Raw genomic sequence first — 18,567 nt, forward strand, 5'->3', positions numbered from 1 at the left:
AACGAAAATCCGAGAACTTTTACCTACTGTAGCTAATTTATCCGAAGCCTTAGATCAAGCTGTTTTATCAATGTCGATTTAAATAACTATAGATAGATTAAAAGAGCTTTTAGAATACATGAAGCTCTTACGAAGAAATGAAATGCATTGTAGATATGTTTTGAGCAGGGTAGAAAAAAATTGTCCTGTACAGAGTTTATTACAAAGATAGAAATTAAAAGAATTAACTTGAGAATCCTCTTTTCTGACGTTTTCTCGACAAAAAAAGGATTTTAAATCAGAATGCAAGCCATAACATTTTTAAGATAAGGGTTGGATCATGAAATATTTTTTACCTTTAATTTGCTTGAGTGCTCCTTTATATGCAGTAGATCAACCCGCTCCTTCTTATACGATTATTCAGGATCAACACAAAGTCCCTATCCTTACTTCTTCTCTTGCTAAAAGAGAAACCGAAAAACTCATTCTAGAAAATGGATGTAAAGTTCTTCTTATTTCCGATAAAGAAACCCCTCAATCCAGCGCAGGTCTTTGTGTGGGATCTGGTTCTTGGGATGATGATCATCCAGGTATGGCACATTTTATAGAGCACATGTTATTTATGGGAACAGAAGCTTATCCAGATGAGTCTGAATACATGCAATTTATTAAAGATCATGGAGGCAAGGTAAATGCCTATACAGCCCCAGATCGAACGGTTTACATGTTTTCCATTCATAATGATGCTTATCCACAAGCAATTGATCGTCTCTCTCATTTTTTTATCGATCCTTTATTCTCCACAAGCTGTAGACAAAGAGAACTTAATGCCGTTGATAATGAACACGCTAAGAATATAGAGCATGATGGATGGCGCCAGCATATGATCTTAAAAGAGACGGGAAACCCAGATCATCCAAATTGCAAATTTTCTACGGGGAATAAGGATACTCTTTGTGAAATTTCTCAATCTGATTTAAAAAATTGGTACGCAAATCATTACAATGCAAATTGTATGTATTTGGTCATGATCTCTCCTTTACCTATTGCTGAAATGAGAGATTTAGTGGTTACAAAATTTTCGCCTATTACTAATGCACCTCATCAGAAAAAAAACCTTCCAAGTTCTCTATTCTCCGAGCAGCAAAAAGGAAGCATGATTTTTATTAAACCGGTTAAAAATTTAAAAACTCTTTCTTTATGCTGGGAGGTTCCAAGTGCATTTGCTACTAATATAGAAGAAAAAGCCCCGGAATTTATCGCTTATATTCTCAATAAAGAGGTAGAGGGAAGCTTATTTGCTAAATTAAAGAAGGAAAATATTGCGGAAAATTTCCATGTTAGCTGTGATCGTTTCAGCAAAGATAGCTTGCTTTTTTGTATCGATGTTTCTTTAACCGATTCTGGTCTTTTACAAATCGACAGCGCTATATCGTATATATTTACAGCTCTTGAGCGCTTAAGGGCAGAAAAATTACCCGAATATTTATTTCAAGAATTTAAAACCATGGCCACTGTAGATTATCAATATCAATCCAGGAAAGATGCCTTTGAAATGGCTTCGGAAATAGCCTCTGATATACTTTATGAGGATCTTAGCTCTTATCCGATTAAAACAAAGATTCCGACTGTATTTGCTCCTCAAGGAATTCTTAATTTCTTACATACACTAAAACCCTCCGAATGCACCTACTTTGTCATCGCAGATCCGAACAAAGTAGGAGTGGTCCCCGACCGAAAAGAAAAGTGGATGCAAGCAGAATACACAGTGATTCCAATCGATCAAAAGAAACTACAAGCCTGGCAAAAACTCGAAGTTCATCCTGAAATTAACCTACCAGGGCAAAATCCTTACTTACCTACTCAATTAACTCTGCAAAATACACCTTTGCAAGAAATTCCGACTTTGATTCATCAAGATGAAGGGTCTAAAGTATACTTTTTGTCAGATAACTATTATCGCACTCCAGAAACCGTATTTACTTTTCAACTCAAGTCGCCTCTTTTAGACCAAACTCCAAAGGCTCGAGTACTAACTGATTTATGGTCTTATGCTTTCCAGGATCTACTTGCTGATGATCTCTCCTTTGCTAAAGATGCAGGGATCCAAGTAGAACTAAAACTAAAACCTTTAGAAGTTATTCTCTACATTCAAGGACTTAGTGAAAAAACACCTCTACTCACTAAGAAAATTTTTCAAGCACTTAAACATGTTGTTTGCTCGCAAGAAAAATTCCAAATTTATACTAGCTCCTTAGCTGCTAATTATGAAAATGCTTCTAAAGAACTCCCTTTGCATCAAGCTTTAGAGCAAATGAGCGGGGTTATTTTTGATCAACCCACTAGTCAGCAAAAGCTACTCTCTTTACAAAAAACTAGTTTAAAAGATTTATGTGATTTTTCAGAAAAATTTAGCCAATGCCTTTATATGCAAGCTCTTTTATACGGAAACCTCAACCAAGGATTAGCAACAGAGCTTTGTAGAGAGCTACAGATAATTTTAGCAGCAAACCCCTATTCTCTTCAGAGCCAAGCTAAGGCTAAAGTTCTTCTTTTGTCCGATCTACATGGGCCTTATAAGCTTGTTTTCGAAACAAATAGACAAGGAGCAGCTGCTTTACTGCTTTTACAAGAAGGATCATTTAGTTTTGAGTCATGGGCTACTCAACAAATCCTAGGCCAAGCCTTAAAAAGCGCGTTTTTTGAAACATTGCGCACTAAACAACAAACAGCTTACATAGCTAAAGCCTGGGATGATGAAAAAGAAAAACAGCTTCTGCAATATTTTGCAGTGCAATCTAGTACACACACGCCCACTGATTTACTAGCGCGTTTTGAGTTGTTTTTAGAAGATTTTGGTAAAAATCTGCTTATGGAAATCTCATTAGAACGCTTTGAAAAGATCCGTGCCAGCTTAATTACCTCTCTTGCTATGAGACCAGAAAATATGCTTAATAAAGCAATAGAAACCGCTAAATTAGCTTTTTATTATCAAGATTTTGCATGGATAAATAAGCAAATAGATAGCCTAAAAGCTCTATCTTATAGCAACTTTTGTATAGCTGCTGAAAAGTTGATTTCTCGAAAGAACTCTCGTAGATTGGCTATTTTATTAGAAGGGGTTATGGATGATGATAAAAACTTTTGCTATGAGCTTACTTGTAAAGAAGATGTACAAGCTTTAGGCCAACTTACATCTATTAATTAAAGGTTTTTAGTGATTAGAAAATGGCTGCCTTTTTTGCCTATTTTACTCATTTTGTCCTTTGTCCTATATTTTTTCTTAACAGGAAAATACAAGGCATTGGATTTTAACCTCATCAAATCCCAACATGTCATCTGGGAGCAATATGTACAGGACTATCCCATTCTATCCGGGTTTTGTTTCATTTTGATCCATACAATCTCAGTAATACTGATTATTCCAGCCTCCACCTTATTAACGCTGATTGCTGGCTTTTTATTCCCGCTGCCATTGGCAATCGCCTATACTTGCTTTTCTGAAACGTTAGGAGCTATTATATTTTTTTTTATTATGCGCACTGCATTTTTTCAATTTTTTTCCCATAGAAAAAAGGCCTATTTCATCCATTTAAGAGAGTCTTTTTATCGCTATGAAATCAGCTACCTGCTTTTCTTGCGCTTTAGCCATATCCTACCTTTTTGGCTGATTAATCTACTTTCTGCTGTTTTTCGAGTAAATACCTATACTTTTATTTGGACAACTTGTGTGGGGGTCTTGCCTCTAATCATTGTTCTTGCACAGGCAGGAGGAGGCCTTTCTACTTTTTTTAGAAATGAAACCGACTTCTCTTTTGCAGCCATTTTTAATATACAAATTAAATTAAGCTTACTTGTTTTAGCGCTTCTTGCGCTTTTACCTATTTTATTAAAAAAGTATTTTCCTCATAAAAAAGTTTTAAAATAACTAAATCTCATTAATTTATATTTAATAAAATTCTAAAAATAAGCTAGTTAAATTACTAAACAATACAATCTAAAAAAAAATTAAACTCATAATTTCAATAAAAGTATTTACAAAATAATTTATTTATTTTACTTGTAAAATTAAGTTTAAACATTTGAGAAAATTATGAAATACCATACTAATTCAATATTCGGTTTAGGATTAAGCGTAGTTGCTTTAGTCTATCTTTTAGGATGCAAAACACATGAATCTAGTTTTTCTGTCTCAGATTTTTTAAATAAATGGGATAACAAAGGTCTATCTCTATTTAATAAAAAAGCTCCTCAAGATGTTTTTCTCTGTGCAGAACCAAGTAGTTTTAGAAAAAAGCCTTCTCATAAAGGACCTATATACACCGATTTTTGTGAACCTGCTTGCTGTGATAAAAAAAAAGTAAAAAGCTTTGATCATTGTATAGATGTTACTTCTTCTGCCAGAGGCTGTATAAAGACAACTGGACCTTATTTAGAAGCAGCTTATTTATACTGGCGTAGTTCTATTGAAGATTTAAGTGTTACTTCCAATATACAACAAAAAGGCCCCCTTCAAATTAAAGAAACAATTAAACAAATTGATTATAAATACGAAAGCGGATTTAAGCTAGGACTCGGATATAACCTATCTTATGACTATTGGGATATTTTTGCTAACTGGACCCGTTTACACACCCAACCGCATTCTTCTTGGAGTGCTACAAGTCAAACTTTAAATGCTTCTTTATTAGCACCTTTTGCAGGATCTGGTATAGTAGGATCTAATTCTGTCAATTCACGTTGGAGCTTACATTTCGATACTGTTGATTTAGAATTAGGTAGACGTTTGTTTCTTGGACGTAATCTTGCAATCCGCCCTTATGCAGGATTAAAAGGAGCTTGGGTAACATCTAGATTGAACACATCTTATCTAGGAGTCAATAACTCATTTTTTAATTCAGCTAATGTATCTCTAAAAAATAGAAATCAAGGTATAGGGCTTAGATTCGGGGCGCAGGGCAGATGGGATTTAGGGTATTCTAATTTTGCTATCCTAGCCAACATTGCTGGATCAGTTCTTTGGAATAATATTAAAACGACAAATAACACCGATGAGTTTCTTTCGAATGGTAGTTTAGCTTTGGGAGGAGGCAGCAAACACGCCCGTTATCACACTCTAAAACCTCTAGTAGAATGCTTTATAGGGTTAGACTGGGGCTCTTGTTTCTGCAAACAATACTACTTAGGGGTTTCAGCTGGTTATGAAATGCAGTTCTGGTGGGATTACAACACATTCTTTGTTGCCTCTAGAAATACCACTATGTATGGCTTAAAGCTTCATGGTTTAACCGCTACTATTACAATTGACTTCTAAGATAACTTCATGTTGTGATAAACAGCGTCTACATCATCTATTGCTTCTAGGTATTCGATCAAATCAAGATTTAACCTTTGGTTTTCCGAATTGCATTCTATATATGTTTTAGGAACCATTTGAAGCTGTGCTTCTTCGCAGATAAATCCTTGGTTTTCCAAGCTCTCTCTTACTTGAAATAATTGATCAGAGGCTGTTGTAATGATGCAAAAGCCTTCTTCTTGATCGAAATCTTCCGCTCCTGATTCTATCACAAGGTTAAAGAGCTCTTCTTCAGTGGCATTTTTTTTGCCCTGAATAATTCCTTTACGCTCAAAATTAAAAGCTACAGAGCCTGGATTTGCAATACTGCCTCCTTTTTTATTGGTGGCAATTCTCATTTCAGAAGCACTTCGATTTTTATTATCGGTCATAATTTCTACAATAATGCCTACACCTGCATATCCATATAATTCATAAGATATTTCAATATAGTCCGTTTGGGCAGCACTTGTAGCTTTCTTAATATTGCGCTCAATATTCTCATTAGGCAGGTTGGCACTACGTGCTTTGTGTAAAACCATTCGCAGTTTGGTATTTGCTTTAGGATCAGCTCCACCTTGTTTTACAGCGCTGATGATCTCTTTGGTTAAACGAGAAAAAAGCTTTCCTTTAATAACGTCTGCCTTTCCCTTACGATATTTTATATTTGCCCACTTGCTATGCCCTGCCATAATTCTCCTTTAGATCAATCTTTTTTGCATAAAAACTTTAGCAAGATATGTATTTTTTTCCTTAATAAATCTTTCTTGACGTCCAAATTCTACAAACCCCAATTTTGCATACATTTTGCGGGCAGGATTACCTTCGTAGACCTCTAGATGCAAAATATTAATTTTAAATTTCTCTTCCGCTAGCTCCATTAATTTTTCCATTAACAATTGCCCTATACCACATCCCCTTTTATCTTTTTGTATAATAATAGAAAAAACACAGGTATGCTTTAGCTTTTCATAAGCTTGTATATAAAGAATTGCCATTCCACAAGGCACGTTATTATGCTCTACAGTTATCCCTGAGCCAAAACGAGAGTGCTCAATCCAAATCCTGATAGCATCGGCCACTTCTGGCTGCGTAAGCATCGGGAACCAATGTAAGACCTCAGGGTCAGAGAGCCATTTGGTTAAATAGGGAGCATCCGAGCGATCCGTTAAACGAAAGCTCAGATTAGAAAGGGTTTTTTTTTGCCTGTTCATATCAATGAGATTCCAAATAAAAGGCGTGCATAGTATTGATCGTTTTCTTTAACGTAGTCTTTTTGGTCAGCAAATTGATAAAAATCGTATTTATGGAGTAGATGAATCAAAGGATTATCTTCCACTACTTCTGTATAAATCTCTTCTAATTTAAAATACACTTTTGCTAAATGTATGACGTTTTTTAATAAACTATTACCTACTCCTTTATTTTGATGAATAGGATCCACGATAATTTTAAATAAACAGTGGTGAGAAACCTTTTGATAAGGCATTAAAAATAAAGTAGCTATTCCACAAGGTGTTCCATTAAGTGTAGCGGTAAGACTTGCGCTATAACGACAAAACCCTAACCAACACTGCAATGTGTTATGTACTTCTTGTTCACTACTAACAGGAAGGAAATGTTGCAATTTAGGGTTCCTGAGCCAACCACGCAAATAGGCCTCATCTGTAATATGAGTATATCTAACATCTAATTCTTCTTCCATTTCTGCCATCGATTAACCAAATTCTTGAAGATATGCATTAATAAAGCCATCTATCTCTCCATCGAGCACAGCTTGCACATTGCCCACTTCATACTTTGTACGAGTATCTTTTACCAAAGTATAAGGTTGAAATATGTAATTACGGATTTGACTCCCAAAACCAATTTCTTTTTTTTCTCCTGAAATCTGTTCTAATTTTGCTTTTCTTTCTAAATATTCTTTTTCATATAATTTAGCCTTAAGCATCTTTAAACACGTTTCGCGGTTTTGCACTTGGCTTCTCTCTTTTTGACAACTCACTGTAATCCCTGCATATCGCATACGCACTGCGGAATCGGTTTTATTTACATGTTGTCCCCCTGCTCCTGAAGCGCGATAAGTCTCTATCTGTAGTTGATCTTCCTTGATCTCAACTTCGATTTTCTCATCAATCTCAGGAGTAATATCGACAGAAGCAAAACTGGTATGACGACGTGCATTACTATCAAAAGGAGAAATACGTACTAGTCGATGAACACCACGTTCTGCCTTAGCATAACCATAAGCAAATGAACCGGTAAGCCGAATAGTAATGCTCTTTAATCCAGCAACATCCCCATCTACAAAATCGAAAATTTCTGTTTTCCAACCTCTTTTACTCGCCCAACGTTGATACATGCGGGAGAGCATACTTACCCAATCGCAAGATTCTGTACCTCCTGCTCCAGCGTTGATTGTTAAAAAACAATTTTTTTTATCTAGCTCTCCAGATAGCATTTTACGAATTTCTAAATCAGAGAGTTGTTTATCAACTTCTTTAAGTTCTTGCTCTAACTCGTAAAAAAATTCTGGTTCGGCTTCTGGATCCACCTCATTGATCAGCTCATACACATTTTCGAAACGCTGTTTTACTTGCCAAGCAGGAACCATCCAAGTTTTTAAATCATGAATTTCAGAAATAATTTTTTGCGCTAGATTTTGATCATCCCAAAAATCTGGATCTTCCATTTTTTTTTCTAGAAGAGCGATTTTCTTTTCTTTTTCTTCTAGGTCAAAGATACCTCCACATATGTGCCAAACGATTTTGAATTCTTTTAATCACATTTTGTATAGATTCTTGCATAAACTCATCTCATCTCAAGTTTGATCCTTAAAGATGCCATAATTATGCAATTCGATCCCAGCGCATTTTTCAAAGAAGTGACTCATTTACATTTTTTCAAATTTAAAAATTTACAAAAAAATAAAAAATATTTATATAATCTATATTAAAAAATATTTTATTATTTTTTTTTACAACTTTTAAGAATTTCAGGAGATTTATGTCAACGCAACCAATCAATCATCTTCCCATAGAAACTCATATAAAACCTGTTACCTTATCCAAATTAGAGTGGGTAGACAGACAGATTTCCACATTTGGGAAAAGGGCATATTCTCAATTAATTAAAATTACCCATCTTTTTTATCAAACAGTCAAAACCCATCCGAAAAAAACCCTAGCTATCCTTGCTGGAACGACTGCTACTCTTGTGATCTATTATAAAGGAAAAACTCTATTAACTTCTCTAAAATCGTTCAATAAGAAACACAAAGAAAAAACTTTTCAACAAAAAATTAACATTCTTTCCAAGAATTTTTTTGAGGAATTAACAAAAATAGAAAAAAATATTCAAGATATTTCTAGGGTTCAAAAAACCATTCATGACTTTATAAATGCTGAGCAATTGCAAATTACAAATCAACACAGGTTTATTCTAAATGATTTAAAGAAGTTACCTGAAGAAAAAATTGCCCTGCTAGAAACAAATATAAAGAGTTTAGTAGCTTATAAGCAAAAAATTACAAAATTGATAACAGAAACCAATAAATACAAAACTCATTTTGTCTCAATTTTCCAATCCATTTAAGAGTTACGCAGTTGAATAAATTCTAAAAAGACTCCAATGTATTTAATATGAACCCAGCTAAATACAAAGAAGAAGATTACATCAATTTTTTAATTGCAACGAAAAAGGCATATAGCTGTACAGAGGCAGAACGAGTGCAACCGAATGAAAAGGTTTCACATGACACCATTTTGAGAATACTGCATAGACTGGAACCCTCATCAGAATCTTTATGGCAAGAATCTTCTCAATTTGTTAATATAAAGTATAAGGATGCTTTGGTGATTGATGATTCATCCCTAGATAAACCATACGCAAGTAAAATGGATTTAGTGTCTTATTAATGGTCGGGAAAAGTAGTATAAAGGAATCAACCTTGAAAAGTCTTATTCGGACAGAAAAAGAGAGTCTTATACCGCTTGATTATTGTATTTATGATAAGACAAAAATAGGTTTAACCAAGAACGATCATTTTCGCAAGATGATATTAAAGACTAAAGAAAGAAGCTTTTCTCCTGAATATGTGTTATTTGATTCCTGGTATGCTAGTTTGGAAAATTTGAAACAGGTAAGAAATCTAGAATGGTTATGGATGACGAAATTAACCCCAACTCGTTCATTAAATCCAGATAATCAAGGTGAACAGACCTATTCGTGAAGTGGAAATAAAAGAAAGCGTTCTTTAGCCCATTTAAAAGCTTATGGATGGATTAAAATATTTAAGATAGTTTCTAAAAAAGGATTAAGTACTGGGCAACAAATAACCTCAACATGAGCGAGTTACAGCGCTTAAGTTGTTCAGAAAAAGCTTGGAAAATTAAAGAATATCACAGAGGGATTAAACAATTTTGTGGGGTTGAACGCTGTCAAGCTAGGACTGGAAAAGCGCAAAAAAATCACATTCTTCTTTCTTTAAGAGCTTTTTTAAGAATAGAAAGATTTTGTTTTCGAAAAGGCATTACTTGGTTTGAAGCTAAATTGAGAATCGTTAGAGAAGCCGTTAGGACCTATTTAAAATATCCTAAATATTTGCTAACTGCGTAACTCCTAAACTCATCTTGCTCAATTTTCTAATCCATTTAACTTTTTATAAGATCCTGTTTAAAATCTTTTCAAAAGCGAGGATATTCTGGAGAAAGATTTGCAAAGAGTGTACAGGAAATATTAGAATATATAGTAGAAATAGCAAAAAGAAATGCACTTCATACTTTTACAGTCATTTCTAGAAGATGGATTGTAAAGCGTTCTTTTGCGTGGATAGAAAAATGTCGCAGGCTATGGAAAAATTGAGAAAGAAAACTACATACAAGCCTGAATATGGTGGTTCTAGCTTTTATTGATCTACTTTTGAAAAGATTTTAAACAGGCTCTAAGAGAAGTGGATTAAGAGCTGCTCTTTTTTAAACAACCAGGAATTTTTTTTCTATGCGTATAGAAATAATACCTCGAGTTTAAGATAGATTTATATTCTTAAGATGTCTTATAACTATTTTATGAATTGCAAGAAAAAAAATATAAACTAATTATTTTAATTATGCTCATTAAACATTAAGGAGATTAAAGATGGATTTAAAAATAGGAAGTTTCTTCAGTGCTGCCTGTACTGCTACTACAACTGTAGCATCAAGTGTTTATGGCTTTGGTAAAGATATACTTAGCAAGGGCTGTTCCGTATGTTCCTCTTTAACAGGCAAAGTGGGTCAAGTTGCAGGAAGATTTATCCCTACTGCGGTTTCTAACACAGTACAAGCATATCCAAAGACTTTTTCTTTTGTTACTGGTGTTGGAGTCACTGTTGCAGTTGGTAGTGTTGTTTGTCGGTTTTTCGCTAAAAGTGATGGGGCACATCCAAAAGATCCTGGCATTAATATGCATGAAACTAATGTAACTAGTGATGGGGACCTCTTGGTAAGTTCAGGGTATAAGGTTTAGATCTTCATTTAAGATAAATGGGCCTTAGGAAATTCTAAACTCTTATTTTAAGACTAGAGATGTCACATCTCTAGTCTTTTTCTATCTTCTATAAACTTTCACTAAGAGCTCCTGTTTCTTGCAGAGCGATTGTATCTTCTTCTATCTTATAGTTCCATATGCCTTCAGAGGAGATAAGAGGTCTTTTCTGAAGGATCACTTGGTCTTTTTCTTGAAAGGCTTGTAGGCAAATTCCATCTTCTACTTCAATGTGGATATCTTCTGTGAATTCGACATTTTCGGCGATAAAATAAGAGTTCCCTTTTAGAGTGATTTTGCATTTTTGATGGTAAGAGATTTGATCTCTCCAATAGATATTAGAAGAGGAACGATCAATCCCTTGGTTTTTTATTCGGACGTTACTTAAACGACATCTACCGATTTGTTGGGAATAGACTAAGCGATCTTCTAAATAATGTCCTATTACACGCTCAGCCATAATGTGGAGTACTCCGTCTAAATAGAGATTTTCTAATTGTACCTCTGCTATTTCTAAACGCAGCTCGCTCCCCCAAGTCATCTGGCCAGATTGGATTTTTTGTGCAATAATCGTGTATAGAGGCCCTAGAGCAGGATGGTATTGAAACAGGATAGAAGGACCTTTAGTTATATACTCTTGATGAGAAGAGAATGCAGGTAGAGAAAAATCACATCGATTTTTTAAAAGATCGTATCCATTATACAAGATATCGTAAAAACAGCCTTCTGGTGTCTCTAATAAAGAACTTGTTTTTGTAGATTTTTTTTTTACTGTGGAAATGGTTTTATGTCTTAAGTTATAGCTTAAAAAAGAACCTAACTCTTCTATTTGAGTAGCGGAGAAACACTCAGCGATATTTTGCATCATTGACTCTAGTCTGGCAATTTCGCATTCTTCGAGATGCCCTTTTTTATTGATAAAACAGGTTTTTTTCTGATTAACAAGCATCCCGGGAATAGGACATTTCTTAGTAACTTCTTCAATAGCCTTTACATCAGCAAATAAAATATTTGTATTGGAAAAAAAACGTGAATCAGAGCTTCCCTTTTTTAAAGGAAAATCTTTCATTTGGTATTTTTCAAAATCGCAATATTCAATGTTTGTTAAGCAATATTGTTTTTTTTCATTTACACAGAGCACATTAATCCCCTCTGCAGCTTCTAATAAACGCAAACAAGAAGCAAAGCCAAACTGTTTATTTTTTTGATAACCAATCCCAGAAAACGCAAGCAGTCCATAATCCACAGAAGCTACTGGATTGTTAATCTGTCGAACCAAAATCTTGGTATATCCTTGAGAGGTAAACCAAGTAAAGATCTTTTGTTCAATGGCTGTTTTCCATAGCATTCCATGGCCACCTGGCTTTCTTAAAATGCGATTATTTTGCGTTTGTAACCACTTCCCTTGGATATTTAATGCAGGCACAAGTGGTTGTTGAAAAAAACGAAAACAAGCTTGAGAACGCCCAAACCACTTATTTTGTTCGCAGATGAATAAAACGTGAAGATGATTGTCTTTTTCTTCAGAGGTCATCATAGCAATAGGTGTTGTAAGCTGTTTACCAAATAGTTTAAAGTAAAGATACTCTTTAGCTTGAAGATCGCGAATTAATCCTTCTAATAAGCTTCTACCACAAAGTTCAAGTTTTGCAGCAGGAAGAGAAGCATGCGTTACTGGGTCCATCAACTGCAATCGGTCAGCAGCTCCCCCTACAGGATAAATTTCTGCCAAATAAGGAAGTGCATAAAGCCCTTGTAAGGTATACTTACAAGTTGAAGAGTCCTCCTGTGCTATATCAATACATTCCGGTTGCTCATAGCTCTTGTGCTCATGGGATAAAGTATGATTGGCAAACAACGATAACATCGTGGCGTGATAGCCAACTATTCCCCCAATGGATTGATAAAAAGATTCAATCGGATAGAGATCTTTTAAAAGATTTTTTATTTGATTTTTATCAAATGGGTAAAAAAGATGGCCCTGATTAATCACGAGAATGGACTTCAAGATTAGCTGATCTTTTACACTCAGCAATAGATCGATTGCTTTTGGAAGAGGTTTTTCTAATAATTTTAAGCGCTCTTGATCGCTTTTACAAGAGCTAAGCTTATTTGCTAGAACAAAAAAAATCTCTGGATCTGCTATCATTGCTATATAAAATTAGCTATAAATTAAAGAATAAGACCAAATTGCCACGATCTAGTTCTAAATTGCAAGCGATCTTTTAAGGGTAAAAATGATTTTATAGAGAAATTTTCAACTCATTTATCCACAATTAGTTGAAAAAAAAGAAACGAGAATCTTATCCTTGTGAAGGTTTTATAAAACGATTTTTTTTGACTATAAATTCCCTCTAGAGATACAACATGTCCTGCGAGGGGAAAATAGAAAATGCTCAAATTAGCTATCCAAAGTTCTCGTTCTTTGGTTTTTCCATAAGGGGTTTATAGAAAAATCGTGGTACAATGTGGTTTTCATAAGGTTATTAGGATAGAAAAATTAAACGCAGTTTTTCTAAAAAAAAGCAACTGTGGGTAATTACAGTCATTTCGATAAGGAGAAGTAAATGGCAAAAAAAAAAGAATCTAAATTTATGCAAGCGCTGCAGATTAGTGATGAATTAGCTGCAGTTATTGGCAAAGGTCCGATGCCTCGGACTGAAGTGACAAAAAAATTGTGGGAATATATTAAAAAACATAAATGTCAAGATACCAAAAATAGACGCAATATTAATCCAGATGAAAAACTTGCCAAAGTTTTTGGCGGTAAGAAATCCATTAATATGTTTGAAATGACAAAAATTGTAAGCAAACATCTCAAAAGTTAACTAAAAGACAAGCTCAAAAAAGTGCATACACTTGCACTTTTTTTGAGCTTAATTTCAAAAAATATGTATCCCACTCCTCTTATTTCAGCTATTTTGCTTGCCGGTGGAAAAGGCACAAGATTAAAAAGTGCCATACCCAAACAATTTTTACCTCTAGGTTCAAAACCGCTGGCCTTACATAGCTTTGAACTTTTAGCAAAGTCTGATCTTATTACAGAAATCATCGTGGTTTGTGAGAGCTTTTATCGACATTTATTTAACTCTAAAACTCCTGTAAAAATTGGTTTTGCTAATCCAGGATTGAGAAGACAAGATTCTGTATCCAATGGCTTAGCACAAATCACAAAAGGTTCTTTTGTCTGCATTCATGATGCCGCTCGTCCTTTTCTGCAATTAGATGATTTAAAAAAAGTGATCGAACAAGCCTTGATTCATAAAGCTGCAGCTTTAGCTATACCTGCTAAAAATACCATTAAAGAAATAGATTCTACTAGTTTTGTCAGACAAACCCTAAATCGGGAAATTCTTAGAGAAACCCTAACCCCACAGGTTATTTTACTAGATCTACTGAAGAAAGGCCTACTTGAAGCAGAAAAAAAGAAAATAGACGTCACAGATGACGTCTCTGCTATAGAATTAATGGGCCATATGGTTAAACTCGTTTCAGGCAAATCCTCAAATATAAAAATTACTAGTCCCGAAGATCTGCAATTAGCACAAAGTTTTCTAAAATAATGCATAACTATAAATTATTCATTGCTTACGAGGGGACACGTTATTCAGGCTGGCAAATACAAAAAAACGGTATATCTATTCAGGCACTGTTGGAAAAGTATTTATCCATTATTCTGCGCAGTTCTATTAAAATTATAGGATCTGGTCGTACAGATGCAGGTGTACATGCAATAGGGCAAGTTGCGCATTTTAAAACAGCAACTTCTTTTGAGTTTTCTCGCTTACTTAAATCGTTGAATGGCTTACTTCCACCTGATATCAGAGTATTGAGTATTGAAGAGGTTCCGCTTGACTTCCATGCACGCTATAGTGCAATAGGCAAGGTATACCATTACTATTTATACGTAGGCCCTGTTAAGGATCCTTTTAATTGTTTCTATGCTTACAGAGTTCCTCATCCTGTACTTTTAAATACATTAATACAAGCAGCAAAGCTTTTTATAGGCACTCATGATTTTACTTCTTTTGCAAATAAAGCTACTACAGGCTCTGCTGCAAAAAATGCAGTCCGTAGCCTTAGACGCTTATCCATCCTGCAAGAAGAAGAGTATATTCGCTTAGAGTTAGAAGCGAATGGTTTTTTATATAAAATGGTTCGTAATATTGTTGGTACATTGCTTGATATCTGTGCAGGAAAAATAGAGCTAGAAAAAATCCCCGCTATTTTCCAAGCAAAAGATCGAAGATTAGCAGGACGCGCTGCACCTGCACAAGGGCTTATATTAGCTAAGGTAGATTATGAGACAACATGTCTATAGTCTCGATCTGCTGCTCTTTTTTTGTTAAAAAGTTAACAACCTTGATCCTCAAAAGACAAGGGTAAAAGCAATCGATCTCCAGATAACGGTACTTTATACTTTAGGTTGGGGTTGATAATATATATATAATCTTCGTGATACAAAGGAATAACTGGCATTTCATTTAAGAAAATCCTTTCCGCTTGTTCTAGAATTTGAGATCTTGCATCTGATTGCTCATAAAAAGACTTATCTAATAAACGGATATATTCCTGGTTTTCCCAATTGGAATAATTTTTAATATAATCTTTATACTTAAATCTTTCTAAAACACTCATAGGATCATTATATAGAGCGTCTCTGCGCATAAAACACATGTGATAATCTCCTTTAATCAATTTATCCATAATCGTTTTAGAGTCTAAATATTCTATTTTTATGAAAATATCTAAAGCATTTAACCACTGTTGCTGGAGTTTTTGCATCAACTCATCCGCTCCAAATGTTCGAGAATAATAATAGAGAATTACAGAATCAAAAATTTCTCTACTTATCCCCAGTTCAACCATTGCCTCCTCCAGAAAAGTCTTTGCTTGAACCACGTCATTATCTTTAAAGAAAGATCGATGGCGGTTTTCTTTTAAGCAAGGAGGAACAAGATTCGTTGCGCTCATGCTTGCTTGATAGGCAATATTAATATAATCAGCCAAGATGCTTTTTTTAATACCTTTTCCAAATGACCCAATCAGCTCTTGACGATTAATTGCCAAGCCAAATGCCCTACGGATTTTAGGATGATTAAAGGGAAACTTCTCTGTATTAAGAGTAATCAATAAAGTAGAAGCCCTTGGTTTGCGAGAAATTGTCCATTTTTTTTCTAAACTAGGAACTGCATCTAAAGGGATAGAAGTTAAAGAATCACCAATTACATCAATTAAGCCTTTTTCGAACATCTGTAGTGTGATTTGATCATTCTTAATCACATTGAAAATAATTTTTTTAGGTCGCAGATCTTGTGTTTTTCGATAGTGAGGATTACTTATAGCAATGATTTGGTTTTCATGATCCCACTTTTCCAATAGATAAGGACCATTACATAAGAAGTTAAGACCTGCATGATCAGCCCAATTGGAATTCTGCCGATCATTTTTGATATTTACAGGGGAAAAAGAGGAGCAGGCAAGTAGTTTAAAAAGATAAGGAGTGGGTTTATCTAAAGTGATCCTAAGAGTTTTTGCATCTATTGCTTTGATACCTACCTCATCAAGAGGAATAAGGCCTTGTTTTGCAGCATCTGCATTTTTTATAGGAGAAAATAGATTTGATTGCAAGGAGGGAAATTTAGGATCTAGAATATCTTTCCAGGATTGTTCAAAATCATAAGCTGTCACAGGAGTGTTATTTGACCAAACCGTATCTCTTAAATGAAACGTAATCTGCAAATTATCTTCGGATAATTCATAGGATTCTGCTTGAGCAAGTTTAATAGAGCCATCTGGATAGAGTTTTACAAGTCCTTCAAAAAACAGAAAATGCATCTGAGAAGAATACTGTTCTCCTCCTTTACGAGGATCCATTGTTTTTGGTTCCGCTTTAATATTTAAGCGGAGTGTTTGAACTATTTTAGTTTGATTCAGGCTTTTAACAAATATAAAAAAAAAAAGGACGCCAGAGATAATAATTATGAGGAAAAAGGTTCTTTCCATAGAAAATAGCCTTGGGTCAATAATTCAAAAAAAACAAGAGTACTGCATTATACTATTAATTGCAAATTACAACCTTGCAATTTAATTTTCAATTAGGTCCAGAAATGTATTTTTGGAAAGAATTATATGTTTAAACAAATATGATCGATTCTATCTAGATGAATAAACCCCTTGACTCCTTCTGGACATATAGGGTTTACAAGAACAGCTTCTACTTTAGCTGCTTGCAATGCATGAATACCCTTTAATGTATCTTCAAACCCAATGATCCTCTCTTTTCTACCCAGTTGTTCTATCGCTTGTAAATAACCATCAGGAGCTGGTTTGGCTAATGGATAATCCTCACGTGTTATCCAAAGAGGGATGACATTTAAAATAGGAAGAGTTTTGCGAATAGGCTCTACTTGAGAGAGCGCAGAGTTTGTTACAACTGCAGATAGCGTATTACTCATAGCTAATGCTTGTAAAAGAGCATGAACTCCCGGCATAAGCTTTAAAATAGTGGTTTTTAGTAACTCTTGATAAATCTCTTTTTTTTCTTGATATAGTACCTCTTTTGATTTTTTTTTTAATAAAGTAGGAAATTCTTTTTGAAACGCTTTCCAAATTCCAAATGCACTTGAATGCGCTTCTTGGCAGAAACGAACAAAGTCCCAATTCAGACAAATCTCATTCTTAGAACACATTTCCCTATATGCAAGAAAATGCAAGGGTTCTGTGTCTACAAGCAGACCATCAAAGTCAAAGAGAATAATATCGTAAGAATCAAATAATTTTTTAAACATGTTTATTAGAGCTGTTGCATAACCTGAATTTTAAAGCGCCCAATTATAGCTTCCTGCTATAAGATTAAATCTTAAGCAAAAGCATCTCCGTCGATTTCTATATCGATCTACTATGATTTTAAAACGCTTAAGCATCCCGATTACATTTTCATTAATTACGCGTTCTTTGGCAAGGGATTGTTGTTTTTTCTTTTAGGCATATTTGTATGGGAATGAATCTTTTGCAGCCGATTGAATTTTTCTCATTGATTGAGTTATAAACCTTAGCCCTATGCAACCTGAAGCGAACTTTTTAACAAGAAATCAAAAAGACATCCTTAAGGCTCGTCATTGCCATGAACGGGATAAATCGTTGCAAATTACCTAAAAACATCCAGAGTAGAAATCAAATTCTTGCCTCCTTAATTCTCCTGATCTCAATCTGATTGAACGCCTTTGGCGACTCATGAATAAATAAAGTTCACAATAATCGGTATTATGAAAAATTTTTAAATTTCAAGACGGCAATTTATGCCTTTTTTGAAAACATTCCTAAATATCGGGAAGAACTGCAGCAATAAAGTGGATTGATAAGCAGCACGGTCCTCTATAGAGAGTACGTAATGTTTCCTTTGATGCTAAATGTTTATAGTATACACCATTATACTTTGGGACTAAACATGTAGCCTATTTCAGGTAATTATACAATTTGCAGTTTTCAAATTCTGTATATCTCTCTTTTGCTCTATAAAGAGCTTAATATAAATTAATGTATTATTTAAACACAATTATGTTAAAATAAATAATATAAAAATAACTCACTTAATAAGTAATAGTAATACTTAAAAACAAAGGTTGAACCTATCTTGAATTAAATTTACTGTTTTAAAGATACTTGCCGACTTAAGAAATTCATCCAATATCCCAGTAGTCCAAACATTAATAGTCCGTTCCAATATA

Annotated in this window: 15 protein-coding genes and 3 pseudogenes; 10 read left to right on the forward strand and 8 right to left on the reverse strand. The window is 34.4% G+C overall.

From position 1 onward, the window contains the following. The first annotated feature begins 319 nt into the window (after positions 1-319). From RHOW815_RS02260 to RHOW815_RS02270, 3 genes are all read left to right on the forward strand, one after another. Positions 320-3,187, forward strand: coding sequence for an insulinase family protein (locus RHOW815_RS02260; protein WP_215216750.1), 2,868 nt, complete (start codon positions 320-322; stop codon positions 3,185-3,187). 9 nt (positions 3,188-3,196) lie between these two features. Beyond that, complete coding sequence (locus RHOW815_RS02265) at positions 3,197-3,907, forward strand: TVP38/TMEM64 family protein (protein ID WP_215216751.1); 711 nt, start codon at positions 3,197-3,199, stop codon at positions 3,905-3,907. Positions 3,908-4,072: 165 nt separating this feature from the next. After that, positions 4,073-5,293, forward strand: coding sequence for an Lpg1974 family pore-forming outer membrane protein (locus RHOW815_RS02270; RefSeq protein ID WP_215216752.1), 1,221 nt, complete (start codon positions 4,073-4,075; stop codon positions 5,291-5,293). Here RHOW815_RS02270 and RHOW815_RS02275 read toward each other — a convergent pair. The 4 genes from RHOW815_RS02275 to prfB form a co-directional block, all read right to left on the reverse strand. Continuing rightward, entirely contained in the window at positions 5,290-6,006 is a 717-nt protein-coding gene (locus RHOW815_RS02275) for a YebC/PmpR family DNA-binding transcriptional regulator (protein WP_215216753.1), read from the reverse strand. The genes RHOW815_RS02270 and RHOW815_RS02275 overlap by 4 nt on opposite strands. A 9-nt stretch (positions 6,007-6,015) precedes the next feature. Continuing rightward, positions 6,016-6,528: a GNAT family N-acetyltransferase gene (locus RHOW815_RS02280; RefSeq protein ID WP_215216754.1), complete on the reverse strand. Its 513-nt coding sequence runs from the start codon at positions 6,526-6,528 to the stop codon at positions 6,016-6,018. After that, positions 6,525-7,028: a GNAT family N-acetyltransferase gene (locus RHOW815_RS02285; protein WP_215216755.1), complete on the reverse strand. Its 504-nt coding sequence runs from the start codon at positions 7,026-7,028 to the stop codon at positions 6,525-6,527. Before RHOW815_RS02285 ends, RHOW815_RS02280 begins: the two co-directional genes overlap by 4 nt. A gap of 3 nt (positions 7,029-7,031) precedes the next feature. Beyond that, a protein-coding gene (gene prfB / locus RHOW815_RS02290) for a peptide chain release factor 2 (protein WP_215216756.1) occupies positions 7,032-8,121 on the reverse strand; the annotation gives its coding sequence in 2 pieces (ribosomal slippage) (positions 7,032-8,051 and positions 8,053-8,121; 1,089 coding nt in all). 199 nt (positions 8,122-8,320) lie between these two features. Between prfB and RHOW815_RS02295 the strand changes: the two genes are divergently transcribed. The 4 genes and pseudogenes from RHOW815_RS02295 to RHOW815_RS02315 all read left to right on the forward strand — a co-directional run bounded on the left by RHOW815_RS02295 (position 8,321) and on the right by RHOW815_RS02315 (position 10,819). Next, positions 8,321-8,908, forward strand: coding sequence for a hypothetical protein (locus RHOW815_RS02295; protein WP_215216757.1), 588 nt, complete (start codon positions 8,321-8,323; stop codon positions 8,906-8,908). Between the two features lie 47 nt (positions 8,909-8,955). Continuing rightward, a pseudogene (locus tag RHOW815_RS09285) lies at positions 8,956-9,931 on the forward strand (IS701 family transposase). 78 nt (positions 9,932-10,009) lie between these two features. Further along, positions 10,010-10,249: pseudogene (locus tag RHOW815_RS08475) on the forward strand (IS5/IS1182 family transposase); the annotation flags it as partial. 201 nt (positions 10,250-10,450) lie between these two features. Continuing rightward, a complete protein-coding gene (locus RHOW815_RS02315) occupies positions 10,451-10,819 on the forward strand; it encodes a hypothetical protein (protein WP_215216761.1) in 369 nt (122 codons plus the stop codon). An 88-nt stretch (positions 10,820-10,907) separates the two neighbouring features. Here RHOW815_RS02315 and RHOW815_RS02320 read toward each other — a convergent pair whose 3' ends face one another. Further along, on the reverse strand, positions 10,908-12,986 hold the full coding sequence (locus RHOW815_RS02320; RefSeq protein ID WP_215216762.1) for a UTP--glucose-1-phosphate uridylyltransferase: 2,079 nt from the start codon (positions 12,984-12,986) through the stop codon (positions 10,908-10,910). 418 nt (positions 12,987-13,404) lie between these two features. Between RHOW815_RS02320 and RHOW815_RS02325 the strand changes: the two genes are divergently transcribed. The 3 genes from RHOW815_RS02325 (at position 13,405) to truA (ending at position 15,158) form a co-directional block, all read left to right on the forward strand. Further along, positions 13,405-13,665, forward strand: a complete 261-nt coding sequence (locus tag RHOW815_RS02325; protein ID WP_138106898.1) for an SWIB/MDM2 domain-containing protein — start codon at positions 13,405-13,407, stop codon at positions 13,663-13,665. A gap of 63 nt (positions 13,666-13,728) precedes the next feature. After that, the gene (gene ispD, locus RHOW815_RS02330; protein ID WP_215216763.1) at positions 13,729-14,400 is read left to right on the forward strand and encodes a 2-C-methyl-D-erythritol 4-phosphate cytidylyltransferase; all 672 of its coding nucleotides are present in this window, start codon (positions 13,729-13,731) and stop codon (positions 14,398-14,400) included. Beyond that, entirely contained in the window at positions 14,400-15,158 is a 759-nt protein-coding gene (gene truA / locus RHOW815_RS02335; RefSeq protein WP_215216764.1) for a tRNA pseudouridine(38-40) synthase TruA, read from the forward strand. Before ispD ends, truA begins: the two co-directional genes overlap by 1 nt. Before the next feature lie 32 nt (positions 15,159-15,190). Here the strand turns inward: truA and RHOW815_RS02340 are convergent, their stop codons facing one another. From RHOW815_RS02340 to RHOW815_RS02350, 3 genes and pseudogenes are all read right to left on the reverse strand, one after another. Further along, positions 15,191-16,714, reverse strand: coding sequence for a peptide ABC transporter substrate-binding protein (locus RHOW815_RS02340; protein WP_215216765.1), 1,524 nt, complete (start codon positions 16,712-16,714; stop codon positions 15,191-15,193). Positions 16,715-16,965: 251 nt separating this feature from the next. After that, the gene (locus RHOW815_RS02345) at positions 16,966-17,628 is read right to left on the reverse strand and encodes an HAD family hydrolase (RefSeq protein ID WP_215216766.1); all 663 of its coding nucleotides are present in this window, start codon (positions 17,626-17,628) and stop codon (positions 16,966-16,968) included. A gap of 30 nt (positions 17,629-17,658) precedes the next feature. Next, positions 17,659-17,820 (reverse strand): annotated as a pseudogene (locus RHOW815_RS02350) (IS5/IS1182 family transposase); the annotation flags it as partial. Positions 17,821-18,567 lie beyond the last annotated feature (747 nt).

It is taken from the genome of Candidatus Rhabdochlamydia sp. W815, from assembly GCF_018642185.1.
In the GTDB taxonomy this organism is placed as follows: domain Bacteria; phylum Chlamydiota; class Chlamydiia; order Chlamydiales; family Rhabdochlamydiaceae; genus Rhabdochlamydia; species Rhabdochlamydia oedothoracis.